This is a genomic window from Kordia jejudonensis (genome assembly GCF_001005315.1).
GTDB classification, from domain to species: Bacteria; Bacteroidota; Bacteroidia; order Flavobacteriales; family Flavobacteriaceae; genus Kordia; species Kordia jejudonensis.
Genome location: NZ_LBMG01000033.1, coordinates 1 through 26,699 on the forward strand (window position 1 = coordinate 1; position 26,699 = coordinate 26,699).

The 26,699-nt window shown below is 33.4% G+C and carries 27 protein-coding genes; 18 read left to right on the forward strand and 9 right to left on the reverse strand.

The window, feature by feature from the left end; genetic code table 11:
* Positions 1–64 precede the first annotated feature (64 nt).
* Positions 65–934 (reverse strand): alpha/beta hydrolase, encoded by an 870-nt coding sequence (locus AA089_RS15805; RefSeq protein ID WP_046757956.1) that lies wholly within the window; start codon positions 932–934, stop codon positions 65–67.
* Positions 935–1,081: 147 nt separating this feature from the next.
* Between AA089_RS15805 and AA089_RS15810 the strand changes: the two genes are divergently transcribed.
* The 3 genes from AA089_RS15810 (at position 1,082) to AA089_RS15820 (ending at position 4,734) form a co-directional block, all read left to right on the forward strand.
* On the forward strand, positions 1,082–1,903 hold the full coding sequence (locus tag AA089_RS15810; protein WP_046757957.1) for a M48 family metallopeptidase: 822 nt from the start codon (positions 1,082–1,084) through the stop codon (positions 1,901–1,903).
* Between the two features lie 443 nt (positions 1,904–2,346).
* The gene (locus AA089_RS15815; protein WP_046757958.1) at positions 2,347–3,681 is read left to right on the forward strand and encodes an MFS transporter; all 1,335 of its coding nucleotides are present in this window, start codon (positions 2,347–2,349) and stop codon (positions 3,679–3,681) included.
* A gap of 78 nt (positions 3,682–3,759) precedes the next feature.
* Positions 3,760–4,734 (forward strand): DUF6252 family protein, encoded by a 975-nt coding sequence (locus AA089_RS15820; RefSeq protein WP_046757959.1) that lies wholly within the window; start codon positions 3,760–3,762, stop codon positions 4,732–4,734.
* An 82-nt stretch (positions 4,735–4,816) separates the two neighbouring features.
* On the opposite strand, the gene AA089_RS15825 is transcribed toward AA089_RS15820, so the two are convergent.
* From AA089_RS15825 to AA089_RS15840, 4 genes are read right to left on the reverse strand one after another with little or no spacing between them, the layout of a single operon-like run.
* The gene (locus AA089_RS15825) at positions 4,817–5,548 is read right to left on the reverse strand and encodes a head GIN domain-containing protein (RefSeq protein WP_046757960.1); all 732 of its coding nucleotides are present in this window, start codon (positions 5,546–5,548) and stop codon (positions 4,817–4,819) included.
* Between the two features lie 36 nt (positions 5,549–5,584).
* The gene (locus AA089_RS15830; RefSeq protein ID WP_046757961.1) at positions 5,585–6,676 is read right to left on the reverse strand and encodes a DUF4097 family beta strand repeat-containing protein; all 1,092 of its coding nucleotides are present in this window, start codon (positions 6,674–6,676) and stop codon (positions 5,585–5,587) included.
* The gene (locus tag AA089_RS15835) at positions 6,657–7,235 is read right to left on the reverse strand and encodes a hypothetical protein (RefSeq protein WP_046757962.1); all 579 of its coding nucleotides are present in this window, start codon (positions 7,233–7,235) and stop codon (positions 6,657–6,659) included. Before AA089_RS15835 ends, AA089_RS15830 begins: the two co-directional genes overlap by 20 nt.
* Complete coding sequence (locus tag AA089_RS15840) at positions 7,232–7,786, reverse strand: RNA polymerase sigma factor (protein WP_046757963.1); 555 nt, start codon at positions 7,784–7,786, stop codon at positions 7,232–7,234. Before AA089_RS15840 ends, AA089_RS15835 begins: the two co-directional genes overlap by 4 nt.
* Before the next feature lie 248 nt (positions 7,787–8,034).
* Between AA089_RS15840 and lon the strand changes: the two genes are divergently transcribed.
* Positions 8,035–10,488, forward strand: a complete 2,454-nt coding sequence (lon, locus tag AA089_RS15845; RefSeq protein ID WP_046757964.1) for an endopeptidase La — start codon at positions 8,035–8,037, stop codon at positions 10,486–10,488.
* Between the two features lie 60 nt (positions 10,489–10,548).
* On the opposite strand, the gene AA089_RS15850 is transcribed toward lon, so the two are convergent.
* Together AA089_RS15850 and AA089_RS15855 are read right to left on the reverse strand one after the other, a co-directional pair.
* Entirely contained in the window at positions 10,549–11,760 is a 1,212-nt protein-coding gene (locus AA089_RS15850) for a radical SAM protein (protein WP_082113300.1), read from the reverse strand.
* A gap of 120 nt (positions 11,761–11,880) precedes the next feature.
* A complete protein-coding gene (locus tag AA089_RS15855) occupies positions 11,881–12,156 on the reverse strand; it encodes a hypothetical protein (RefSeq protein ID WP_046757966.1) in 276 nt (91 codons plus the stop codon).
* A 313-nt stretch (positions 12,157–12,469) separates the two neighbouring features.
* Here AA089_RS15855 and porQ point away from each other — a divergent pair, with 313 nt between their 5' ends.
* The 3 genes from porQ to AA089_RS15870 all read left to right on the forward strand — a co-directional run bounded on the left by porQ (position 12,470) and on the right by AA089_RS15870 (position 15,306).
* Positions 12,470–13,489, forward strand: a complete 1,020-nt coding sequence (gene porQ, locus AA089_RS15860; RefSeq protein ID WP_046758022.1) for a type IX secretion system protein PorQ — start codon at positions 12,470–12,472, stop codon at positions 13,487–13,489.
* A 39-nt stretch (positions 13,490–13,528) separates the two neighbouring features.
* Positions 13,529–14,218 (forward strand): (d)CMP kinase, encoded by a 690-nt coding sequence (gene cmk, locus AA089_RS15865; protein WP_046757967.1) that lies wholly within the window; start codon positions 13,529–13,531, stop codon positions 14,216–14,218.
* Positions 14,219–14,313: 95 nt separating this feature from the next.
* The gene (locus AA089_RS15870; RefSeq protein WP_046757968.1) at positions 14,314–15,306 is read left to right on the forward strand and encodes a hypothetical protein; all 993 of its coding nucleotides are present in this window, start codon (positions 14,314–14,316) and stop codon (positions 15,304–15,306) included.
* Between the two features lie 52 nt (positions 15,307–15,358).
* Here the strand turns inward: AA089_RS15870 and AA089_RS15875 are convergent, their stop codons facing one another.
* Positions 15,359–15,739, reverse strand: coding sequence for a LysM peptidoglycan-binding domain-containing protein (locus AA089_RS15875; RefSeq protein WP_046757969.1), 381 nt, complete (start codon positions 15,737–15,739; stop codon positions 15,359–15,361).
* Between the two features lie 300 nt (positions 15,740–16,039).
* Between AA089_RS15875 and rpsA the strand changes: the two genes are divergently transcribed.
* On the forward strand, positions 16,040–17,818 hold the full coding sequence (gene rpsA / locus AA089_RS15880; RefSeq protein ID WP_046757970.1) for a 30S ribosomal protein S1: 1,779 nt from the start codon (positions 16,040–16,042) through the stop codon (positions 17,816–17,818).
* An 88-nt stretch (positions 17,819–17,906) separates the two neighbouring features.
* Here the strand turns inward: rpsA and AA089_RS15885 are convergent, their stop codons facing one another.
* Positions 17,907–18,173: a helix-turn-helix domain-containing protein gene (locus AA089_RS15885; RefSeq protein WP_046757971.1), complete on the reverse strand. Its 267-nt coding sequence runs from the start codon at positions 18,171–18,173 to the stop codon at positions 17,907–17,909.
* 231 nt (positions 18,174–18,404) lie between these two features.
* Here AA089_RS15885 and AA089_RS15890 point away from each other — a divergent pair, with 231 nt between their 5' ends.
* The 10 genes from AA089_RS15890 to AA089_RS15935 all read left to right on the forward strand — a co-directional run bounded on the left by AA089_RS15890 (position 18,405) and on the right by AA089_RS15935 (position 26,662).
* On the forward strand, positions 18,405–18,623 hold the full coding sequence (locus AA089_RS15890) for a hypothetical protein (RefSeq protein ID WP_046757972.1): 219 nt from the start codon (positions 18,405–18,407) through the stop codon (positions 18,621–18,623).
* Positions 18,624–18,642: 19 nt separating this feature from the next.
* A complete protein-coding gene (locus AA089_RS15895) occupies positions 18,643–18,879 on the forward strand; it encodes a hypothetical protein (RefSeq protein WP_046757973.1) in 237 nt (78 codons plus the stop codon).
* A gap of 93 nt (positions 18,880–18,972) precedes the next feature.
* Positions 18,973–19,536, forward strand: coding sequence for a hypothetical protein (locus tag AA089_RS15900; protein WP_156169055.1), 564 nt, complete (start codon positions 18,973–18,975; stop codon positions 19,534–19,536).
* 78 nt (positions 19,537–19,614) lie between these two features.
* Entirely contained in the window at positions 19,615–20,505 is an 891-nt protein-coding gene (locus AA089_RS15905; RefSeq protein ID WP_162200452.1) for an ATP-grasp domain-containing protein, read from the forward strand.
* Positions 20,506–20,665: 160 nt separating this feature from the next.
* Positions 20,666–21,742 (forward strand): grasp-with-spasm system SPASM domain peptide maturase, encoded by a 1,077-nt coding sequence (gwsS, locus tag AA089_RS15910; RefSeq protein ID WP_046757976.1) that lies wholly within the window; start codon positions 20,666–20,668, stop codon positions 21,740–21,742.
* Between the two features lie 76 nt (positions 21,743–21,818).
* Positions 21,819–22,370: a bifunctional pyr operon transcriptional regulator/uracil phosphoribosyltransferase PyrR gene (gene pyrR, locus AA089_RS15915; protein ID WP_046757977.1), complete on the forward strand. Its 552-nt coding sequence runs from the start codon at positions 21,819–21,821 to the stop codon at positions 22,368–22,370.
* A gap of 2 nt (positions 22,371–22,372) precedes the next feature.
* Complete coding sequence (locus tag AA089_RS15920; protein WP_046757978.1) at positions 22,373–23,302, forward strand: aspartate carbamoyltransferase catalytic subunit; 930 nt, start codon at positions 22,373–22,375, stop codon at positions 23,300–23,302.
* 228 nt (positions 23,303–23,530) lie between these two features.
* Positions 23,531–23,863 (forward strand): hypothetical protein, encoded by a 333-nt coding sequence (locus tag AA089_RS15925; RefSeq protein ID WP_046757979.1) that lies wholly within the window; start codon positions 23,531–23,533, stop codon positions 23,861–23,863.
* Between the two features lie 153 nt (positions 23,864–24,016).
* Complete coding sequence (locus AA089_RS15930; protein WP_046757980.1) at positions 24,017–24,925, forward strand: ribonuclease Z; 909 nt, start codon at positions 24,017–24,019, stop codon at positions 24,923–24,925.
* An 18-nt stretch (positions 24,926–24,943) separates the two neighbouring features.
* Positions 24,944–26,662 (forward strand): tetratricopeptide repeat protein, encoded by a 1,719-nt coding sequence (locus AA089_RS15935; protein WP_046757981.1) that lies wholly within the window; start codon positions 24,944–24,946, stop codon positions 26,660–26,662.
* The last annotated feature ends 37 nt before the right edge of the window (positions 26,663–26,699 follow it).

Below are 26,699 nucleotides of genomic sequence, written 5' to 3' on the forward strand. Positions count from 1 at the left end.
TAAAATTTATACTTTTACAAACATAGGAGCGGTCTAATATCCAACAGCGATAGCGGTCTTTTTTTTACTTCAACAAAAACTTTTCAATCTTTTCAATCACTTCTTTATTCCCTAAAATTCTTCGATGTCCTAAGTTTTGTGTAATGTAAATACTTCCGTCAGAAAGTTCATTGTAAATGGCATGCGCGCAACTCACAGGGACATCCGCATCGTTTTCGTCATGCACTATTAATGTTGGAATGTATACACTTTTAGCGGCATTATGTGCAGAACCATAATTGATATCACGCCCAAATAATTGATCAAAATTGGCTTTCATTTGTACTCCAACTTCATCTTTTAAAGTAAGTGTACGGGTAAAATGTTGAATAATATCCGTAATCACATCAGCCGCACCAATAGTTACAAGTCGTTTTACCTTAAAACCTTCACGAACGGCATTTAGCAACGCCATTCCGCCCAAACTATGTCCAACAGCAAATTCAAACGGACCAAATTGTTTATTGATTTCATGAATCGATTCAATAAATTCAGGCATGGAAGTCTTGCTGCCAGGTGCTTTTCCATGTGCAGGCGCATCAAAACTGATAATTTCATACCCCAAGTTTAAAAAATGATCAGCAATTTTTACCAATTGTGTTCCGCGTCCACACCAGCCATGTGCTAATAAAATTTTCTTATCACTTTTACCATACCGATATACCACTACTGTTTTAAAAATTTCAGGAATCTCCAATCGGGTTTGCACGGTTTGTTCATTCATATGAAACTCGCGCTTTGGTATTTTGTGTTTCAAAGGTGTAATAAACAATCGTTGTGCAAATTTCGCGGCAAGCGAAGTCGAAATAAATTGTAAAAAACGCCCTGTGTATAGAATTACCTTTGGAACTTCAATAGTAGGTTCGGGCTTTATATGTTGTGTAGTTTGACTCATTTTTTGGTAAAATATCTAAGATTTTTCAAAAATGCGCTTTTTTTTTGAGTTAAAGAAACACATCTATTGGTTTAATAATATATTTGATTATTACGTAAGTTTGTTCCGTAATAATTAAAGATGTAATAATAACTTAAACATAAGAACATGAAAAAAATAGTAATTCTCTCTATATTTTTGTTGATTTTGTCCTGTGCAACAAATCCTTTTACAGGAAAAAAAACATTAGCATTTGTATCCAATGATCAATTATTTCCAACAGCTTTTGCGCAATATGATCAATTTTTAAATGAAAATAAAGTAGTTACAGGAACTGCAAAATCAGAAATGATTCAAAGAGTAGGTGAGCGTATCGCAGTTGCAGCCGAACGTTGGTTAGATGCAAACGGAAAGCAAGGATATTTAAAAGATTATCAATGGGAATATAATTTGGTTGATGATCCTGCTGTGAATGCATGGTGTATGCCAGGAGGAAAAATTGTATTCTACACAGGGATTTTAGATGTAGCACAAAACGAAACTGCCATTGCAGCTATTATGGGGCACGAAGTTGCACATGCTTTGGCAAATCACGGACAGCAACGTATGAGTGCCGCTTATTTACAACAAGGAGTTGCATTGGCTGGAAATATTGCTATCAAAGATGAGCAATCACGTCAAGCGTTTAATCAATATTATGGAGTTGGATCTAATGTGTTGGGAATGTTACCTTTTAGTAGAAAACATGAAAATGAAGCAGATAAAATTGGAATCTACTTAATGGCAATCGCAAAATACAACCCAGATGAAGCTTCCGAATTATGGAAACGTATGGGCGCAAAGAGCAGTGGACAAGCTCCACCAGAATTTTTGAGTACGCATCCAGCAAGTGAAACGCGTGTACAAAATTTGCAAGCAGAAGCAGCTGCCGCTAAAAGAGAAGCTGTAAAATTTGGTGTAACTTCATTTCGTCCGTTAGGAAAATTTTAAATTAACACACATTCAAAAATAAATATGTATTTTAGGAGCTGTCCATTTTGGGCAGCTTTTTTTAGTGAAACTCAACTTTGAGAAGTCTTTAAGACGCACTCAAAGTTGTTAGTTGAACTAATCCCGTTGCATAACGGGATCTGATTGTTTGATTTTTAACTTAGAGAAGTCTGCAAGACGTACTCAAAGTTGTTAGTTGAACTAATCCCGTTGCATAACGGGATCTGATTGTTTGATTTTTAACTTAGAGAAGTCTGCAAGACGTATTCAAAGTTGTTAGTTGAACTAATCCCGTTGCATAACGGGATCTGATTGTTTGATTTTTAACTTAGAGAAGTCTGCAAGACGCACTCAAAATTGTTAGTTGAACTAAGCTTACTGAAGTGCAATTATTTTTGAGAAGCTAAAAGTAAAAAAGGGAAAAAAATTACAGCATATATAATATGGGAAAAACTACTGGATTGCAAAAAGGAGATAAAAAACTAATCAATGCATGGGCGTTTTACGACTGGGCAAATTCTGTGTATTCACTTGTAATTAGTACGGCAGTTTTTCCAATTTACTATGCTGGCGTGACGAAAGGATTTGAAAGTTATGTAGAAATTGATAAAACGATTGAGTTTTTAGGAATGGCAATCAATCCGACTTCTTTATACAATTATACAGTTGCTTTTTTTATGGCAATCGTAGCTATCATGTCTCCCATACTTTCAGGAGTGGCAGATTATACAGGAAATAAACTCAAATTTTTAAAATTCTTTTGCCTTTTAGGTTCGTTATCAATTATCGGCTTATTTTTCTTTAAAGATGAAGCCAGTTTGTGGATAGGACTCACGTTAACAATCACTTCAGGAATTGGTTTTTGGGGAAGTATCGTATTTTATAATGCCTATTTGCCCGAAGTTGCACATCCTGAACAACAAGATGCCGTAAGTGCCAAAGGTTTTATTATGGGTTATATTGGTTCTATATTATTGCTTATTGTGTGTTTGGCAATGATTATGGGATATGAAACATTCGGATTTGAAAGTGAAGGACAGGCTACACGAATTTCATTCATTATCGTAGGAATTTGGTGGTTGGGTTTTGCGCAAGTTACTTATGCCAAATTACCAAAAAATGAAAATTCAAAAACACCAGAAAAAGGATACTTAACTAGTGGATTTAAAGAGTTAGGAAAAGTGTGGAACGAACTTAAAAACTATGCAGAACTCCGTACGTTTTTAATTGCATTCTTTTTCTTTAGTGTAGGTGTACAAACCATTATTTATATGGCTGGAATTTTTGGAAGTGACGAATTGAATCTTCCAACGACAAATTTGATTGGAGCCATTTTACTAGTTCAATTTGTGGCAATTTTTGGTGCGTATATTTTCTCTAAAATTTCAAAAAAGTATGGAAATTTAACAGCATTAAAGATCACTATTATTACTTGGGGACTTGTTTGTTTTGTTGCGTTTTCACTAGATAAATCTCAGGAAAACATAGATATTTACTTCTACTCGTTAGGTGGATTGATCGGTTTAGTGCTTGGCGCGATTCAATCGTTGTCACGATCAACCTATTCTAAATTGTTACCAGAAACCGAAGATACAGCAACCTATTTCAGTTTTTATGATGTTACTGAAAAAGTAGCCATCGTTTTGGGAATGTTTGGTTTTGGACTTTTAAACGGAATTACAGGTTCTATGCAATGGTCTGTATTGTTTTTGGCAATTTTCTTCTTAATCTCATTTATTGTATTGAGTTTTATCAAAAAAACAAAATATGTTCAATAGTGAATTGTAATATATATCGTTAAAAATAGGTAAAGTCCGTATTTTTAGTAGATTTGCGAGAATTAAAACCAATTTATTATGAAAAGACTTCTCTCTGTTCTTACTATTTTCTCTCTAATTTTGTTTACTTCCTGTGAAGATGAAGCGTTAGATTTAGAATTACAGCAATTAGTGAATGAAACCAATGCAGCACAAAATCCAACTACGGGAAATCCGACACCAGGAAATCCGACAACAGGCGCGTTTCAAGTAGATATTGATGGACAAACATTTGTAGCAGAAACGGCAACTGCATCATATATAGATGGCGTTGTAAATATTACAGCATTTCGAAATAATAACACAGAAATTGTTACCATTACATTTTTGGCTTCTTCAACAGGAACGTACCAACTGGGAATTTCAAATCCTGGCGCTTTTTTCGTAAACGGAGCAGCTTATGTTATGGAAGCTGGTGCTAACGGTTTTGTTTCTTCACTTCCTGGAAATATGGAATCGCAAGGAGAAATAAACTTGATGACTATTGATGAAACCAATCAAACCATCTCAGGAACGTTTAATTTTACCGCATATCGAGAGGAAACTGCCGGAAATCTAGAAATATTAGAATTTACAAACGGAAGCTTTTCTAACATCACCTATTCGGGAGATTTGTCAGATATAAGTGATCCAGATAGTACATTTTTTGCCAAAGTAGAAGGAGCAGAATTTGTAGAAGATGCCATCAATGCTATTGAAATACTTAGTTTTTCAAATACAGTTGCTATTGTTGCAGTTAAAAATAATGGACAGAGTATTAGTGTTACTGTACCCAATGATATTGTTCCTGGAGATTATACATTTGGCTTTCCAAGCGGAACAGATCCTGTTGGATTGTTCAACGAAAGTGATACAGAATCTTTTTTAGCCGATACAGGCACATTAACCATTACAGTTCATGATACCGCTACAAATAGGATAGAAGGAACATTCAATTTTACAGGAACTTTACTGTTAGATCCGTCGAATGCTCGTGAAATTACAGAAGGAGATTTTAAAGTTACATATCAATAAAAAAGGTTGAAATTTATAAAACCTAAAAAACCACTTCAACTGAAGTGGTTTTTTTGTCCAATAATTAATTATTTCGAATCTCCTAGTTCATAGAAATACTTCCCGAACCTGAAACTTTGGTATCTTCTTTAGAAGGTCTTCCTTTGTACGTAATATCTCCAGAGCCAGCAACACGAGCTTTAATGCTATCTTCGGCATAGACTCTAATATCTCCAGAACCTGCCAAACTTACTACTGTGTTTTTAGCTTTCAATTTGTATGCGTGAATGTCTCCAGAACCTGCTAATTTTACTTCAGCATTGTTCGCATTTCCTGTTGCAGTCATATCTCCAGAACCCGAAACAGCCATTGCTAAATTGTCTACATCGACATCTAAAATTACATCTCCAGAACCTGCTAATGCCATTTTGAAATTGTTTCCTTTTATCGTTGCATTTTTAGTGTATACATCTCCAGAACCTGATAAAGCTACTTTTTCTAAATCTTCAAAAGGAACTCTAATGATGAGTTTTTTGCCACTACTTACACGTAAATTGTATCCTTTTTTAATTTTAATTTTTAGTTTTCCGCTACTCACTTCAGTCATTACATATTCTAATAAATTCGATTCGCCTTCTAGCGTAATATTTCCTTCTTTTCCAGAAACCAATTCTACATCTAGTGAACCTGCTACTGCAACGACATCATAATCAGATGTTGTACGTGTAATGGTAGTCATGTTTCCATTTCCTTTAATTTTCTTTCCCCAACCAAATGCATGTGTTACGGTTGTTGATAAAAATAATGCGATGATAAATACTGTTACTTTTTTCATAATGTTTGTGTTTGTTCGTTGATTAATTGATGATTGTTATAGTTTTATAAATCGAATACTTCCATATTCAGAATTTATATTGATGTTGTTTCTGCTAGAGGAGTTGCCGTAAAAACCTTGGTAATAGCGATCTTCTGCTTCAATGCGTTTTTTATTCATGGTAAAACCTTCGTCGCCTTTTACGCTTGTGTATTCTACACTAATTTCAAAATTAAAATGATATTGTGGTTGATAGCCAATTTTGATTCCTGCCAATTCCGATCTAATTCGGATATCGCCTGCATCATCGGTCATTTCGGCTACTTTGATAGAACCATAATCAGCTTTAATGTCTAAATTTCCAGTAATGACACCCAATCGAAGCGATAAATACTCGCCACTTCCTTTCACGTTGTTGGCTTGTCCTATTTCGAGTAAATTGTAATCGCAATTGTATACTATCGTATTTATTGTTCCAAAACGCGATTTTGTATGTTCTGTATTCAACTCAATATCTTCTGCATTGTTAATCGTAAATGATGAATAATCTGCATTGATACGTCCACTTTTCATAAAAGCAATCGTCACATTATTGGTATAATCAAAATTGAGCATATTGTCATCGCCGAGTAATTCTCCAATTTCCATACGTCCGTAATCACAGTTGAGACTTACCTTATTTTCTGCACGATTGATAAAAATAGATCCATGATCGTTGGAAATATTCAACGCGTTTCCTTTTGGGAATTTAATGGTGTAGTTTACGGTTACACTTACTTTATTACGTTTTGTCCATTTGAACCATGATTTTGAGGTATTGGAACCGAAACGTGTTCGTGCGCTAACCATTGTTGATGAGTTATTGAAATCGACATCAACTTGCTTCAAACGTTCAATCACTTTTTCTTCCGAATCTCCATTCGTTTGTATCAAAACTTCTATAGCAACTGTATTTTTATCCCATGAAGTCATATGAACCGTTCCGTAACTATTAGAAACTTTCAAAAGTGCATCTGATGCTACTGAAAACTCTTGTGTAATCGTTTTTTCTTTGGTATGCTTTCCTTTGAACTTCTTACCATTATTGCTAAAACCAGCAATAGGTATCAGAAGTGTTAGGAATAAAAGTTTATATAATAGTGTTCTCATTTTTGAATAATTTTATTTCTTCAATTTGTGATAGTACATTTTCCAGCAATTCGATACGAAGTTGAAAATTAGCAACCATTGCGTATAAAATACGTTTGTCTTCTCCGTGTTCAATCAGCTGATTTTTCAATGCTTTGTAATCTGTTTCTAACCGATTCAATTGCGTCAATGCATCTTGTATAAGTTCTTTGGTATCTTCATCTTCGGCAGCTTTTACTTTTTCAAGTTCTTTTTCTATGAGCGATGTAAAATACATTTGTGAATTTTCTACTTCTGGCGAAAACGTCAACTGCGTATCATCTCCGGAAGTGTTAAAATTTGTTCCAATAAAAAATCCTAAACCTAGTAATAATACACAAGCCGCTGCAATGGTTTTCCACCACGTAAATAAGATGACAGGTTTTGCTGTATCGTTTTCTAATGTGGCATCTTCCTGCTGTTCATTTTGCTGTTTCAGTTTTGCCAAAAAACGATTTTCATGGTTGGTGTTTGGTGTTTCTACATCAAACGTTCCTTCTAATCGTTCAAACAATTTTGAAATGTTGTCTTCCTCTTTCATGCGCATAATTCTAATTTTTTTCGCAAACTTTCTTTTGCTCTCGAAATCATGGTTCTACAATTGGCGTAGCTAATATTTAAAATGCTACAAATTTCATCATAATCAAACCCTTCAATCAAATGTAAGGTCAAAGAAACTCTGTAATTATCCTTCAGTGTTTTCAAAGTCTGCAATACTTTTTGAGCCTGTAAGCTTGTAAACTCTTCATCCGAAGCAATTCCGTCATTATCTTCGACCTTATGTAATACATTGTCAAATGGAACTTCTTCTTTTCGTTGTCGTTTTTTATACAAGTAAATACTTTTGTTCACTACAATTTTCTTTAACCATGCGCCAAACGAAACTTCTTCGCTAAAGGTGTCCAACTTCAAAAAAGCATTTAAAAATGATTCTTGCATGGCATCTTCGGCTTCTGCGCTATCTTTTAAGATCCGAAATGCAGTATTGTACATCGCTTTGTAATAACGATTGTAAATCTCCATTTGCGCAGTTTGATTTCCTTCTTTGCACAACGTAATGAGTTGTTCAGTATGTAACTTTTGGTGGCTCAAAAAGTTTTAGTTTATGGTAAAGATGATAGAAAATTGTGTTTGTTACACTTTTGACTAAAATAATTTAATATTTCTTAAATTTTATTGTTTTTAAAGTAAAAGCTTGGCACAACAATTGACTTTAACAAGTACAGAACACGTGCTAAACAGTGACTTACTGTTGATTTATAGTGTTTTGTACAACGTAGAGAAAAAGAAATATAGATATTTATTCTGTTGACTATGACAGAATGACCTAGAAACGAAATATGAGTAAAACAAAGTTTTTAAATATGGACAGTTTGTCATTTCAATCAATTGACGAAGATGCGGAGTTAATTCCGTTGATGACTCCTGAAGATGAAGAAGAAATAAATAGAGAAGTATTGCCAGCAACGTTGCCAATACTTCCATTGCGAAATACAGTATTGTTTCCTGGTGTTGTGATTCCTATTACGGCTGGAAGAGACAAATCGATTCAGTTGATAAAAAATGCTAATAATGGAGGAAAAGTTATTGGTGTCGTTTCTCAAAAGGATGAAGCTGTTGAAAATCCTACGCTTGAAGATATCAATACTTTAGGTACGGTTGCCCGAATTTTGCGTGTGCTTCAAATGCCAGATGGAAATACTACGATTATCATTCAAGGTAAGAAACGCTTTGAAATTGATAGCATGTTGCAAGAAGATCCATACATGGAAGCAACCGTAAAAGAAGTGCCTGAAACACGACCTGAAGCTACAGATGAAGAGTTTCGAGCTATTTTAGATTCCATCAAAGATTTGGCATTGCAAATTATAAAAGAAAGCCCAAATATTCCTTCGGAAGCTTCATTTGCCATAAAAAATATTGAAAGTTCGTCGTTCCTAATCAACTTCATCTCTTCAAATATGAATTTGAGTGTGAAAGACAAACAAGAATTGTTAGCCATTCCAGACTTGAAAACACGTGCATTAGCGACGTTGAAATTTATGAATTTGGAAATGCAACAATTGGAACTGAAAAACGACATTCAGTCAAAAGTTCGCAACGATTTAGATCAGCAACAGCGTGAATATTTCTTGCATCAGCAAATGAAAACCATTCAAGAAGAATTGGGTGGCGGCGTTTCGTATGAGCAAGAAGTAGAAGAAATGCGCATGCGCGGAAAAAAGAAAAAGTGGGACGTAAAAGTCAAAAAACACTTTGAAAAGGAACTCGCAAAAATGAAGCGAATGAATCCGCAAGTGGCAGAATATTCTATTCAACGTAATTATTTAGAGCTGTTTTTAGATTTACCTTGGAATGAATTTAGCACAGATAAGTTTGACTTAAAAAAGGCACAAACCATTCTCGATAGAGATCATTCTGGTTTGGAAGATGTAAAAAAACGGATCATAGAATACTTAGCGGTGTTGAAGCTGCGTAACGATATGAAATCGCCAATTTTATGTTTATACGGTCCTCCAGGTGTTGGAAAAACATCGTTGGGGAAATCGATTGCAGAAGCTTTAGGAAGAGAATATGTGCGTATTTCATTAGGTGGATTGCGTGATGAAGCAGAAATTCGCGGACACCGTAAAACCTATATCGGAGCCATGCCAGGACGAATAATTCAAAGCTTGAAAAAGGCTGGAACTTCAAATCCTGTATTTGTGTTGGATGAAATTGATAAACTATCAAGCAGTCACAATGGTGATCCTTCCTCAGCAATGTTAGAAGTGTTAGATCCTGAGCAAAACACAGAATTCTATGATAATTTCCTAGAAATGGGATACGATTTATCGAAAGTGATGTTTATTGCAACGGCAAATAGTTTGAGTACCATTCAGCCAGCATTGCGTGATCGTATGGAAATCATCAACGTAACAGGATATACGACGGAAGAAAAAGTTGAAATTGGTGGAAAACATCTGCTTGGAAAGCAATTGAAAGAACATGGACTTACCGATAAAGATTTAAAAATAGGGAAGAAGCAACTTGAAAAAATAGTTGAAGGCTACACGCGTGAAAGTGGTGTGCGTGGATTGGAAAAGCAAATTGCCAAAATGGTACGTTATGCTGCAAAATCCATTGCCATGGATGATAAATATGAGAAGAAAATTACCAATGATATCATTGTAGACGTATTAGGGCCAGCACGAATGGAGCGCAGTAAGTACGAAAATAATGATGTCGCGGGTGTAGTTACAGGATTGGCTTGGACAAGTGTTGGAGGCGATATTTTATTTATTGAATCGACACTTTCCAAAGGAAAAGGAAACTTATCCATCACTGGAAATTTAGGAAAAGTGATGAAAGAATCGGCTACTATTGCTATGGAATATATCAAATCGAATGCAGAAATTTTAGGAGTTGATGCTGAAGTATTTCAAAAGTACAATGTACATATTCACGTTCCAGAAGGTGCCACTCCAAAAGATGGACCAAGTGCAGGAATTACCATGCTAACATCGTTGGTTTCTTTATTTATGCAGAAAAAAGTAAAGAAAGATATTGCCATGACGGGAGAAATCACGTTGCGTGGAAAAGTGTTGCCTGTTGGTGGAATTAAAGAGAAAATCTTAGCCGCAAAACGTGCAGGAATTAAAGAAATCATCATGTGTAAGCAAAATGAACGCGATATTTTAGAAATAAAACAATCGTACTTAAAAGGCTTAACGTTTCATTATGTCACTGAAATGAGTGAAGTAATTAAACACGCGATTACCAAAGAAAACGTAAAGAATCACAAAGTACTTTAATACTATATAACTTGAAGTTGAGGTTGATTTCGAATTCAATTTCAGCTTCAAGTTTTTTTATTACACGACACTAAAAAACTCTAAATCTTCTTTGTAAGTTTCTTTCATCGCACCTAGATCAAGCGTATTTATATACTCAATAATTTCGGTAGCATCCATCTTAGAAATGCTGTCATCGTACATACTTGGAACCAATTCCATCATTTTATTTTGAATGTGCGAAATAATTAGAATCATATCTTCACAATATATTGACGGATTGTTGAATCCGTTTTCTTTTTTATATCGATGTACCAATCGTCCACCTTTACAAATAGCAACGACAGGACATTCTACACATTGTGCACAAAGTTTTTCTGTGCTGTCTTCAAAATATAATTTCCCTAGCGGAAGCTTTATAATATCTTTAAAATCGTGAGTGTTGACATTCATATTGGTTTTAGTAAAGCTTTCTCCACAACCTTTTAACGAATCTATAGCTTCAATATCTCCATTGGTTTCTATCACAAGTGCATGCGCTTCATGTCGTCCTTTTTTAGCTGAACCCAATACGGCATTCGTTAATCCATTGAAAAATGGAATAATAGGTCTATTTGCATCAGCAATCCATAAATCGTATAACTCAATCAGCCAATTTCCCATGGCTTTTGGTTCGTATGGAAAACTATCGTGTGTGTAATCTGGCAACAGAAAATTTACATAATCGGAAGATAAACTTGTCAAATGATCGTAAGTAGTTTTGGCAGTTTCATCAATATTCATCACACTAATTACGGATACAAAACCCAGTCGATATTTCAGTAATTTCAATCCTTTAATCACATCATCATAGCTTCCATTTTCTTTATGATCTTTGCGATACATATCGTGTGCTTTTTTTGTACCATCTAAACTTACACCTGGAAAAATTTTCCATTTCCGCAATACTTCTGCCCATTCAACATCGATCAAAACACCGTTAGTTTGAATGTTGTATTCAAAAGTAATATCGGGAAATTGTTCTTTTAAAACTTCTGCTTGTGTGATAAACTTTCCAAAAAACGATTTATCGATTAATAGCGGTTCGCCACCGTGAAACGTAAATGTGAAAATTTCCTGTGGATATTCGGCTAAATAATTGGCAACACGTGTAATAATTTCAGGAATCATGTGCTCTTTCATAAACTTTGGCTGATTCCTAAAGGAAGAATCGCCCAAATTGTACATGAAGCAGTATGAACAATTGAGATTGCATCTGCTGGCAACTTTTAATACTAATCGATTGAAATTCATAGGAAAAATTTTTAAAATTGAAACATGTGATGAAGAGCAGCTGTCCAACGTGTTAACTAAACAATAGTTGCCTATTGAAAATTGTTGAACAACTGCAATTATAAAATGTAAAGCATTAAATTATACGTGCATTGGCTCATGTGGAGAAGCTACAGCTACATCATGTGGATAATCTCCTTCTTTAAAACAACGTCCGTAGTAGTGATTCCAGTAATATCCGTAAGGACATCTTGGTCCGCCACCACCAGTTGGGATGTGAATATCATCGTCGTAAGGAAGTCCTACAGCAGTATCGCTTGCTCCTTGTGATAAGCCTCCGAAAACACTGTTTAAATCGTTAATTTGCTTTTCAGTCAAAGCATCAACAGTTTTGTGTAAAAAAAACTTTTTTTTCATAATAGGTTTAATTTTGGTTTATACATACTCTAATGTTTTAAATGGCTTTTCTGAATCCTCCATTATTGAGTTAACTCTTATTCAATGTAAGACCAAATTGCAGGTTAAAACAAGGAAACTATGTGAGGTTTTATAAAATATCATCTAGTATTCATGTGAGAAAAGTCAGCGTTTTTGTAGTGTAAGAGAAGAAAACAGGATTCATTTGGTTGAAAAAAAGATAAAAATGAAATATCTATTATTTTTATACAAAACCGTAAAATATTTATCATATCTAAACGTTTTGAATAAAGATTTTAGTTACTTTGCACCCATGCAGAAAAAGACCCTATTTTATTTTTTTTTGTTTATAACTACATTAGCCTCTGCCCAGATAGGTGGAAGGTACACGTACCAGTTTTTAAACTTAATTTCATCTCCTCGGCAAGCAGCACTTGGAGGAAAAGTAATTACCAATTACGATAAAGACGTTACACAAGCATTATTCAATCCTGCAAGTATTAATTACAGAATGGACAACCATCTCTCTTTAAATTATGTCAACTATTTAGGCGATGTAAATTATGGATCAGCTTCATATGCATATACTTGGGATAGAAGAGTACAAACGTTTCATGCTGGAGTTACCTATGTAAGTTACGGACAATTTGATGGATATGACGAACAAGGGAACGAAACAGGTTCGTTTACAGGAAATGAAATTGCCTTATCAATGGGCTATGCATACAACATTCCTTGGACAGACATTCATATTGGAGCCAATGCAAAATTTATCAACTCAAAGTTAGAGCAATATAACTCGTTTGGCGGCGCTTTAGATTTGGGAATTATGTATATTAATGAAGAACTTGAACTAAATATCGCATTGGCCGCACGAAACTTAGGTGTTCAGTTTACCACCTATGCAGGTGTACAAGAGCAATTGCCTTTTGAATTAATCTTAGGAATTTCTCAAAAATTAGAGCATGTTCCAATTCGTTGGCATCTTACATTCGAAAATTTACAACAATGGAATATTGCCTTTGCCAATCCAAACCGAGCAGAGCAATCTATAGAAGGTGGCGTAACTGAAGAAAAAGTTACCTTTCTGAAAAACTTAATTCGTCATACAATTGTCGGAATGGAATTATTTCCAGACAAAGGATTTAATATTCGTTTGGGATACAACTTTAGAAGAGGCGAAGAATTAAAAATTGTTGATCAACGTAATTTTTCAGGAATTACCGCAGGTTTCGGACTAAAAATCAATAAGCTAAAATTTGATTATACCTACGCAAGATATTCGGTTGCTGCCAACACAAGTATGTTTGGTGTTACCGTAAATCTTCAATAATACAATGAGGCTGTAAAGCATTTACAAAGCGCACGCATCATGAAAAAAATTACCATAGCCATTGACGGCTTTTCATCTACAGGAAAAAGTACCATTGCAAAACAACTTGCCAATGCTTTAGAATACATTTATGTGGATACAGGCGCTATGTATCGGGCAGTAACTTTATTTGCACTTCGTAAAGGATATATTGACGAGGAAAACTTTTCTATTAATGATTTGATAGCAAATCTTGATCAAATAACATTGCAATTCAAATATAACGAACAGGTCGGTTTTGCCGAAATGTACTTAAACGGAGAAAATGTTGAAAAAGAAATACGCACCTTAAACGTTTCCAACTATGTCAGCAAAGTTGCTGCTGTGCCAGAAGTTCGATACCAATTGGTAAAGCAACAGCAAAAAATGGGCGCTGATAAAGGTATTGTAATGGATGGAAGAGATATTGGAACCGTAGTGTTTCCAGATGCAGAATTAAAACTATTTATGACAGCATCTCCAGAAAAAAGAGCCATTCGTCGGTATAAAGAACTTATTGACAAAGGTGATGATGTAAAATATGAAGATGTATTGCGAAATGTGCAAAACAGAGATTATATAGATTCACACCGAGAAGATTCTCCATTGCGACAAGCTGAAGATGCCATTGCATTTGATAATAGTGACATGGGACTGAAAGAGCAATTTGACCGAATTATGAATTTGGCAAAACGAACCATCGAAGCATAAATTTTCTACCACAAAAATACTAGAAACAACTTCTTTTCGTCATTCTTTTTATATCTTGACAAGGAAAAAGAAATCATGTTAGTGCGCTCATACATATGAAAACTTCCAAATGGATATTCCTACTAGTAATCTCAATTTTTATCACATTCCTTGTATTTTTATCTCTAAAAGAAAATAACAAAGACGGCAACACTAATGCCAATGAAACGAATAGTTTTCAAGCAAATCGTGCTGAAGAATTTAAAAAATGTTATGTAACATTTGATCCTAAAGGTCACAAAAGGAATCATCGTTTTACAGTCTATACTCAAAGTCGTACACAACCCAACTATTATTGGGGTTTTACCATTGCTCGCGAACGGAATTTATCAAATCATATATATTCAGATCAATATAGAATTATACAGAGCAAAGAATTTATCTATAACGGTAAAAAAATGTCGTCAACTGGCGCCAAACTGTTATATCTCGGAGAATCTGAGTTTGCATACAAAAGATCGGGAGCTTCAGATTTTACAGGCGGATATCATGGACGCGAAAAATTTACAGACGTAAGCTTTTTTATAGACGATGTTTTAATAAATGATATCACGACCGGATTTAAAATGAGAGCTTGTGAAAGATTTGCATATCGACAAAATAGTATCATGTACCGCAATGATGATATACGTACAAAAGATGCTGTACATAATAAAATAACAGAAATCTTGGATAGTGGATACTTTACGAAAAATACAATCACGGCTATCGAAAACCTGCCGTTAGAAGTTTGTTTTGGTTCTATAGTTTCAGTGAGTATTGATGTAGCAGGAAAAGGACAAGTCGCTAATTATGAAAATGCGATTGACTTTAATAGAGATGGCAATAGAAAACTGGAAGGTTTTTGCGATAAATTATTCATGTGGAATGATCAAAATAAACTATCTGTGCATATTGAAAGCATGTTTGAATTATACAATGATTATGCTACCCAACAAATATGGGACGATAAATACTATGGAAAGTATTACAGACACCTTCAATATATTAATTTGGACGCAGGAAAATCTTGGTCATTTGAAACAAAAGTTACCTTCGATAAATTATAAAACACAAAAAGCTTCCCAATAGGAAGCTTTTTTATATCTAGCAATGTGTATTTTATAAGTTTGGAATAACCAACTCTTGTCCTGGATGAATAACATCTGGATTCTTTAAAATATCCGTGTTCGCTTCAAAAATAGCAGTATACTTTCCTGCTTTTCCATAATATTGCTTTGCGATCTTGCCTAACGTGTCTCCACTTTCTACAGTATGACGATGGTAAACTGACTCATCTGCAATAGTAATATCTGCTTCAATATCAGAAGGTAACTCTCCACCAACTTCTTTGATTTTGTCCCAAATTAAATTCTTTTCGTGTGGCGTACCTGCAACACCAGAAACTTTTAATACTCCATTAACTTCTTCAACATTTCCATTTTGGATTCCTAAAGTCTCACCAAGGTCAAGAACTCCTTGATATTTCATTTTTACACTCATTATTCTTTATTTTAATAATTAAACATTATAAAGATAGTTTAAAAAAATAAATTTAAAGTGTTGTGTCTCCTATAATATACATTTTCGATAAAAACCGTATTTCACAGTCAAATCGGGCAAAAGCAACGCTATTTATACAGTATTAGTTTGTAAATCAAAATAATAATAGTAATTTTGCACTCCTTTTTAGCATGACAGAGAATTGAAAAGGGAAAAACATTTTTTATAAAAATATAACAATCTACTGCTTTTACATGCAATCATTCTCTAAATAAGTAGTATACAAATTTTACATCAGCAATGGCTGAAGAAAACACAAACACAGACGTTCAGGACGTTAAAAACCCTGAAGAATTTTTAGCAAATTTTAACTGGCACAATTACGAAGAAGGAATTGATCAAGTTGAAGACGAAAAGCTAGAAGAATTTGAAAAATTAGTAGCGGACAATTTCGTTGATACAGATGATGATGCTGTAGTAGATGGAACTGTTGTAAGAATGACTGACAGAGAAGCGATCATTGATATCAATGCAAAATCTGAAGGTGTAATTTCTTTAAACGAATTTCGTTACAACCCAGAATTAAAAGTAGGAGACAAAGTAGAAGTATTAATTGACGTTCGTGAAGACAGAACAGGACAATTGGTATTATCTCACAGAAAAGCGAGAACAATCAAAGCATGGGAAAGAGTAAACTCTGCGCATGACAATGGTGAAATCGTTAATGGTTTTGTAAAATGTAGAACTAAAGGTGGTATGATTGTAGACGTATTCGGAATTGAAGCGTTCTTACCAGGATCTCAAATTGACGTGAAGCCAATTAGAGATTACGATCAGTATGTTAACAAAACAATGGAATTCAAAGTGGTTAAAATTAACCATGAATTCAAAAATGTGGTTGTTTCTCATAAAGCGCTTATCGAAGCAGATATCGAAGAGCAGAAGAAAGAAATCATTGGTCAATTAGAAAAAGGTCAAGTACTAGAAGGAGTTGTGAAAAACATTACTTCTTACGGTGTATTTATTGATCTTGGTGGAGTTGACGGATTAATTCACATTACAGATCTTTCTTGGTCACGTATCAACCATCCAAATGAGGTTGTTGAATTAGACCAGAAATTAAATGTTGTAATCCTTGACTTTGATGATAACAAATCAAGAATCCAATTAGGATTAAAGCAATTAAGCGCGCATCCTTGGGAAGCTTTAGATTCGGAATTAAAAATCGGAGATCAAGTAAAAGGAAAAGTAGTTGTTATTGCTGATTACGGTGCATTTATTGAAGTAGCAGAAGGTGTTGAAGGATTAATTCACGTATCTGAAATGTCTTGGTCTACACACTTACGTTCGGCTCAAGATTTCGTAAAAGTTGGAGATGAAGTAGAAGCGAAAATCTTAACATTAGACAGAGAAGATCGTAAAATGTCTCTTGGTATCAAGCAAATGACGCCAGATCCATGGACTGATATTACTACAAAATATCCTGTAGGTTCTAAACACACAGGAACTGTACGTAACTTCACTAACTTTGGTGTATTCGTAGAATTAGAAGAAGGTATTGATGGATTAATTTACATCTCTGATTTATCTTGGACTAAGAAAGTGAAGCATCCATCTGAGTTTGTTACTGTTGGTGACAAATTAGAAGTACTTGTTTTAGAATTAGACGTAGATGGACGTAAATTAAGTTTAGGTCACAAACAAACTACTGAAAATCCTTGGGATAAGTATGAAGGTACATACGGTGTAGGTACTACGCATACTGCTGAAATTACAGATACAAATGATAAAGGTGCAACAGTAGCTTTAAACGAAGATGTAGTAGCTTTCATTCCTTCTCGTCACTTAGAAAAAGAAGACGGAAAGAAATTGAAGAAAGGTGATACAGCTGAGTTCAGAGTCATTGAGTTCAACAAAGAATTCAAAAGAGTTGTCGCTTCTCATACTGCAATTTTCAGAGAAGAAGAGCAAAAGAATGTTCAAGCAGCAGCTAAGAAATCAGCTAGCGCTGACAAAACTACGCTTGGAGATTTAAATGCATTACAAGCATTAAAAGAAAAAATGGAAAACGGAAAATAATTCCTGACATTTTATCACATATGAAGAAGCCGTTTCAATTTTGAAACGGCTTTTTTTATGTTTTTTTAGGAATAGTCCGAATAGAAAACTAATCTATATCATTAGCTGTATCTGCTGCCTCAAAGCCTTCTTTGAAAAAGTCTTCTAAACTTACATCCAAAGCTTTCAATACTTTTAAAAGCGAACTAAAACGTAAATCCTGTCCGTTTTCATATCTACCGTATTGCGCTCTTGAAATATTATTTTCAAAAGCAAATTGTTCATAATTTCTATACCCTTTTTGCTTTCGTAAATCTTTCAAACGATTTCCCAGATTTTCAAGATTTTTTTCTATATAATTTTCTAAGTCTGTCATACTTACAAATAACAGATAGATACTATTTTTTAACAACACCTTTAAAAATGTATCTAATAAGGTGTATTTTAATGTAGGTAAATTTGTAAATGTGTAATCTTTTTCTTTTATTTGGTAAGGTATTTACGTTTTAGTAAATGCGATGTATACATTTCAATTGATTGCAATCAATGAAGCGGAAGCCGAAAAGCTTATAAATAAGAGTAGGTATAATTTTATTAATTTAGAAATATGAAAAGAATACATGAATTTGAAAAGGAAAATCATCAACTAGACGATAATATATTATCTCAGATCATGGGAGGAGAAACTACTCTTTCAAGTAGAAAATATAAAGGAACTGATGGGTGCATGCATACCTACACTGATGAGTTTGAAGACTGTAATGGCGATGGTATTTGGAACCAAGGAACTGAACAAGGGACTAGTTGTGAAGAAATAGAATGTTAAATATCAAAATTATAGAATTATGAAAAGTATAAATAAATTTTCAAAAGAAAATAAAGAGTTAAGTCGAGTAAATTTAGCTAAAGTATATGGTGGAGGAATAGAAACTTCTTATTGGAGAGAAAATGAAACTGCTACTTGTGTTACACATGTTCACGATACCTTTAATGATCTAAATGGAGATGGGCATAGAAATCCAGGGGAAAGTGGAACTATTTGTCATGATACACAATGTATCGAATCTTGTCCAGATACTTAAAATTTTTAATAAATCCATTTTACATTATTAATTTATAATGTAAAATGGATTATAATTAGCTACTAATGATACTTAACATCAAATCAATTAATAATGAAGATTAGTAAACTTACTATATTATCGCTGATTATGGTATTTATATTTTCTTGTAAAAGTAAATACGATTTAAGTGCGTCTGATATAGAATATATTATAAAAGAAGTGGATGAAATGTATGAAAGAGATCAAGGTATTAGAAAAAAACTATTGGAATTAGACATTTCTTATGGAGTAGATCAAAAAACATATGGTTCGTTTTTGTCAACAAGAGGTAAGAAGGAATTACTAAAAGAAGAATATGTATCGTATAAGTCTAAAAGCGATAGTATATGGAACGCAATGCCGCCAATTGATGAAGTAAATACTAATAAGTTAATAACATTAACGAAACAATACGGTTTTCCAAGTAAAGAACGTTTAGGTGTTTATAAAGCGAAAGCTTACTTTATTTTTGTTCATTCTGCACGTGAGTACTTTGACGAAATACGTACGCTAATTGATAAAGAGTATAAAGCAAAACGAATTTCAGAATATGAAAAAGCCTATATTTTTTGGCATTTAGATGGAAGAAATGGAATGATGCCGTCCGTAAACGAAGATGGATCGGTAAATTATTAATCTTTTTATTTTAGGAATATGGCAATTATAATTTCTGAAAACAGAGATACTACAACTAATAAAGTGATAGATTGGTGTTTGAAAAACAATACAGATGTTCGTAGAATCAATAGTAATCTATGCGCTCGATTATCTTTTGAAATAAGCGATGAAGATGATTCAGTATGCATCAACAAACAAAAAATTTCTGCAAATGAGAAAATTTGGAATAGGCGCGGAAAAATAAATACACTACCAAAAGAAGAACTATTGAAAACACCTTTTTACAATTACTTAAAGCGTGAAGAAGATAGTCTTGTTAAATCAGTAGAATTCCATTTCAAAAGCCGTAATTCATATACAGGTTCATATATAAAAGAAGTTGAAAATTACAAAATTGCTCATTTAGTAAGTGCTAAAAAAGTAGGATTAAAAATCCCTCGAACAATCGTCACGAATTATAAAGAAGAATTAGTCAATTTCTATCAAAAAAATAAACCAATTATTTCTAAAGACTTAAGATATTCCGTGAACATTAGTGATGAAAATACAAAATATACGTCTATTGGCACTTTTGAAGTAACAGAAACAATGCTTGATCATCTTGATACTTATTTTGCACCTTGTTATGTTCAAGAACTAATAGCTAAAAAAGTTGAAATTAGAGTTTTTATCTTTAAAAAGAAGATGTTTTCAATGGCAATCTTTTCTCAAAATGATACACAAACAAAAATTGATTACAGAAATTACAATATTGAAAAACCAAATAGGGTTTCACCATTTAAGTTCCCCGAAAACGTAGAAAAGCAGCTTCTTAAATTTATGAATATTTCTAACTTAGATACAGGTTCGATCGATCTAATTTTAACTAAAAAAAATGAATTTGTATTCCTAGAAGTAAACCCACAAGGACAAATTGATTGGCTTTCAAAATATTGCAATTATTATATTGAAAAATATATTGCTGAAGAATTAGCTTATGAAAAATGATTTGCTTAAAAATGTTCCATTAACCATTCAAAATGCAACAGTTACACAAAAAATACTTCAAAAACATACTACGAAGTTAATCTCAATAAAGAAATATCAAAGTACACAAAATACAAGCGATATTTTTTATCGACCAATCTCCAAATTATAAGAACTTTTTATGAGTACAGCCCCAATTTTTAACATGCATAGTAATTGTATTATTGTTAAGGGCGCAAATAGAAGTACTATTTGTGACTTGCAACGTAATGAAGTGAAACTTATTCCAAATGATTTACAAAACCTTATCGAACAGTATGAAGGGAAAACAAATGAAGAAATAAAAGCACAATACAATGAATCGGATTATGAGGTTGTTGATGAATATCTCAACTTCTTAGTAGAACATGAGTATGCTTTTTTTACAAATACGCCAGAATTTTATCCCAAACTGAATATAGAATGGTTTGAGGCTTCAAAAATAACTAATGCAATTATTGATATAAATTCAGATTTAGAATATGATGTTATAAAAGTACTTTCACAATTAGATGATTTGAACTGTAAACATGTACAAATTCGATTTTTTAATGTAATAAAGTTCAGTATAATTATCAAATTATTAGATTATTTAAACGAAACAGAATCTATTGTATCTTCAATAAATTTTGTGGTTTCTTTTACAAAAGAGTTTAGCGTCATAAAACTTGTAGAATTATTTCGAGAACAACCTAGAATTAGTTCTTTCTTGATTTATAATCATACAAAAGAAGATGTTATCATTCCATTAAAAGAGAATCATACAAAATATATTAAATGTGTAACCAAGAATATTAAATCGGCTTCACACTGCGGAGTAATTTCACAAGAATATTTTGTACCAAACATAAAAGCTTATACAGAAAGTTTGCAACACAATTCCTGCCTAAACCGAAAAATCTCAATCGACACACAAGGCAACATTAAAAACTGTCCGTCAATGTCTGAAAGTTATGGAAACATTGAAAACACAACGTTAGAAGAAGCGTTGCACCAAAAAGATTTCAAAAAATACTGGAATATTACAAAAGATCAAATAGAAATCTGTAAGGACTGTGAATTCAGATACATCTGTACCGATTGCAGAGCGTATAGAGAAAATCCTGAAGACAATTATTCAAAACCCTTAAAATGTGGATACGATCCATATACGAATGAATGGTCTGACTGGAGTAAAAATCCATTAAAACAAAAAGCTATAGAATGGTATAACTTGTAAAAAGTAGTACAAGTTTCAACTACTGTTCAAAATAAATCTGTACTTTTGTCTTCCAAAGACCATTTGGAGTAAAACTATGAGTCAAAAAATCTTATTGAACTCAAAAGAGATCGGAATTATTCTACATCGATTGGCATGCCAGCTGATCGAAAATCATCTTGATTTTTCAAATACTGTATTGATCGGAATTCAACCTAGAGGAATTTATCTAGCAGAACGTTTGGCACGTATTTTACGTGATGAATATGATGTAAAAAATATAGAATTAGGCTATCTCGATATCACTTTTTACCGAGACGATTTCCGCCGCAGCGAAAAAATACTTGAAGCAAACAAAACGAACATCAACTTTGTGGTTGAAAATAAAAAAGTCGTTTTTATCGATGATGTATTGTACACCGGAAGAAGTATTCGCGCAGCATTAACGGCAATTCAATCGTTCGGACGTCCAGATGAAATAGAATTATTAGTATTAATCGACAGACGCTTTAGTCGTCACTTGCCAATTCAACCAAATTACAGAGGTCGACAAGTAGATGCCATCAACAAAGAAAAAGTAAAAGTAAACTGGTTGGAAAATGATGGCGAAGACATGATATATCTTATTAATCACGAAAAAGACAATTAGAAATGAGTGAATTAAGTGTAAACCACTTGCTTGGAATCAAATATCTCAAAGAAGAAGATATACAACTCATTTTTGAAACGGCGGATCAATTTAAAGAAGTGATCAATCGTCCTATAAAAAAAGTACCTTCTTTACGCGATATTACCATTGCAAACCTATTTTTTGAAAACAGTACACGTACAAAATTGTCGTTTGAACTAGCCGAAAAACGTTTGTCAGCAGATGTCATTAACTTCTCAGCTTCGCAATCTTCTGTGAAAAAAGGAGAAACACTCATCGATACCGTAAACAATATTCTTTCCATGAAAGTCGATATGGTAGTCATGCGACATCCAAATCCTGGTGCGGGCGTATTTTTGTCTAAAAATGTTAGCGCAAGTATTGTAAATGCTGGAGATGGCGCACATGAACATCCTACACAAGCATTGTTAGATTCGTATTCTATTCGTGAAAAACTAGGCGATGTAGCTGGAAAAAATGTCGTGATTGTTGGCGATATATTACACAGTAGAGTTGCCTTATCAAACATATTTGCACTAAAACTACAAGGCGCAAATGTAAAAGTTTGTGGTCCCAAAACACTCTTGCCAAAATACATTGAAAGTTTAGGCGTACAAGTTGAAACCAACTTACGAAAAGCATTAGAATGGTGCGATGTAGCCAACATGCTTCGTGTGCAAAACGAACGTATGGACATTAGTTATTTTCCGTCTACGCGCGAATATGCACAGCAATATGGAGTCACAAAAAACTTACTTGATTCATTAGACAAAGAAATTGTAATCATGCATCCAGGACCAATTAACCGAGGTGTGGAAATTACGAGTGATGTAGCAGATTCCAAACAATCAATCATCTTAAATCAGGTTGAAAATGGAGTTGCCGTACGAATGGCTGTCATATACTTACTAGCTTCAAAAATAAAAAACTAGAAAAAAGCATTCCTAAAATTGTAGCGTTAATTGCCTGACAACTCGTTTGTGAAGTAAATTTATAGAATTCACATATAAGTCACGAAGCAAAATTTGGAGCATTTTAAATTTCGATTATTGACTAAAATAGCGTTAAAGCTGTTTTTGATGTAAAAGGTATGCTGTAAATTTTGTAAATTGGTTAGTATAACCTAAAAATACAGCAAAAACCCTCTAAACTTTTAACCTATGATTTTAGACAAACAAGAAAATATTCTGATCATCACACAAGAATCTGCAAATACGATAGAACTTGTAAAAAAAATCAATGCGCGTTACGATGAAATTAAGCATGATAATATTATTGTCAATCTTTTCTCGTTTGAAAATTTGAAAAAAAGCGACTTGGTAGAATTTTTGCAAATCTCAAAAACACACAGAGCTGCCAAACATTCATTTGTGATTGTAACGAATAAAATAAGTACGGACGAATTGCCAGATGCCATCATGACTGTACCAACATTAAAAGAAGCTTTTGATGTCATTGAAATGGAAGAAATAGAACGCGATTTAGGCTTCTAAAGTTTACAGAAAACACTAACGAAATCTACATAGTAAATGTTAAAAATAGATGATGAAGATCAAATTTTTGAAACTTTTACTGAGAGATCGAAGTAATTACACATATTCTTAATTTTATAATTATATTTTTGTTACGAAATAAAATATAAACGTGTGAAATTAACAATACTTGGCTGTTATGCCGCAACACCAACAAAACATACAAATCCAACAGCACAAGTGCTCGAAATTCGCAATCATATCTTTCTCATTGATTGTGGCGAAGGAACACAAGTGCAATTACGCCGTAGCAAAGTAAAATTTGCACGCATCAAACACATATTTATTTCACACTTACATGGAGATCATTTCTATGGACTTATCGGACTGATCTCCACGTTTATGCTCTTGGGTAGAAGTGCAGATCTACACATTTACGGTCCAAAAGGATTAAAAGAGCTAACCTTACTACAATTAAAACTAACCAAATCTTGGACGAGTTACACACTGTGTTTTCACGAATTGGAAAGTGATCAACCCGAAGTGCTATTTGAAGATGACAAAGTAACGGTCACAACCATTCCGCTAAATCATCGTGTATATGCCAATGGTTTTCTATTCAAAGAAAAAGAGAAAGAACGCAAACTCAATATCAATGCAGTTTTAAATTATGAAATAGAACGCTGTTACTATCAAAACATAAAAAATGGTAGAGACATTACGTTAGATTCTGGCGAAGTCATTCCAAATGAAAAATTAACGTTCGATCCTCCAAAATCGAAAGGGTACGCTTTTTGTAGTGATACTGTATATTTTCCCCAAATAATTGATCAAATTAAAGAAGTAGATGTTTTATATCACGAAGCTACATTTTTAGACAAACACGATCATTTAGCCTTAAAAACCAAGCATACAACCGCAAAACAAGCGGCAATGATTGCCAAAGACGCCAATGTTGGCCAACTCGTTTTAGGACATTTCTCAACACGTTATGACAGTATTCAAGAATTTAAAGAAGAAGCTGAAACCGTATTTGAAAATGTGGTCTTGGCAGACGATGGAAAAGTGTTTGAGTTTAATTAAAAAAATACAGCTTTACATATGAATATCTATAGAATTCTAAGAATTACTATCGGAATAGTAATGCTTTTTAGTTTATGTCAATGTACCCAAAAAACCACTTCCGAACATCAACAAAGTTCTAACAAAACATCGGAGCAATTACTCGCACTGATTAAAGAATACAAAAAAACCGATCTTCCAAAAGCCTTAGCATTTAGTGATGAATTGATTTTTTCAGCCAGAAAAGCAAAAGATACGTTTCAATTACTAGAAGGATATTTGCAAAAAGGCGTTGTCATGACACATTTGGGCGATTATGATAAAGCTATTGACTTACTAAAAAGACAACTTCCACTGTTAGAAAAAGATAGCTATACCGAAATGAAATGCCGCTACAACATTGGTATTGGAAATGCATACGTACTCACTTGGAAAAATTCTGAAGCATTAGATTTTTATCAAAAGGCAAACAAAATAGCAACTACACACGGATATGGAAACTGGAAATGCATTGCACAAGTAAATACTGCCAAAGTGATGCGAAACATTGGAGACAAACAAGAAGCGCTAAATATTTACAAAGAAATGTATGCACAAGCCAACGATTTTGAGGTTTCTGAAGCAAATAAGCTGCGAATATTTATGGGAATTGGCGGAACATTGCTAACACTCAACAAGCCAGATTCCGCATTATACTACAGTAGAAAAGGACTGAAAATATCAAAAGAACTCAACGATAAAATGTTAGAAAGCTACTTTTATCATGATATCGGAATTGCCTACACACAAAAAAAAGAATACAAAGAAGCGCTCAAAAATCTGTATAAAGTAACAAACTATACAAAAGCAATAAAAAATGATGAACGTTCTGCGGAATCCTTATTTTACATAGGAAAATGCTACTATGGATTGGGAAAATACGAATTGGCAAGTGAACAATTTGAACAAGTAATTGTGATTATTGATGGTTCTGATGAAATAAAAAATTCAAAATTTGAACCGCAAGAATTAGTAGACACTTATAACTTACTAGCCGAATGCTATCAAAAACTAAAAAAAGATGAGAAGCTTATAGAACTTGTAAAATCCAATCAAAAAAAGCTAAGCATAGAAATCAATGACAACAACAACAAAGTAAAAGCAACATTATACAAAAGTCAGAACAAAGAGTTGGCTGATATTCTAAAGCAAAAAGAAAAATTTCAACAAAAACTACTCTATATCATTTTTGCACTTTTAGTAGCAGTATTAGGTTGTTTTTTCTATTACAAGAAGAAAGCAAAGCGCGATAAAATGAAGTTTGAAGCCTTAATAAAACTTCAAAAAGAATCAGAAGTGCAAGAAAAATCAACGCCAAAAACGAATACAAATAAAATTATCATCAACGATGCAAAAGTTCATGAAATTATCAAAAGATTAAAAAAGCTTGAAGAGCAAGAATACTATTTAGAAGTAAGCTGTTCGTTGTCTAAAATGGCAAAAAAAGCAAAAACGAATGGAACATATCTTACCAAAATTTTAAAAGAGCACGAAGGAAAAGCATTTTATGAATACATCAATACGCTGCGAATCAATTATACGATCAAACGATTGCAAGCGGATAAACAATTTCGAAAATATGCCATCAAGCACATTGCGAAAGAAGTTGGATACAAAAGCCCCGAATCGTTTACAAAACACTTTAAAAAAACGACAGGAATCAATCCTTCATACTATATAAAAGAAATAGAAAAACTTCAGTCGGCTAATAAGCTTTAAAGTATTTTTTCATACCTTAAATTAGATGATTTAAGGT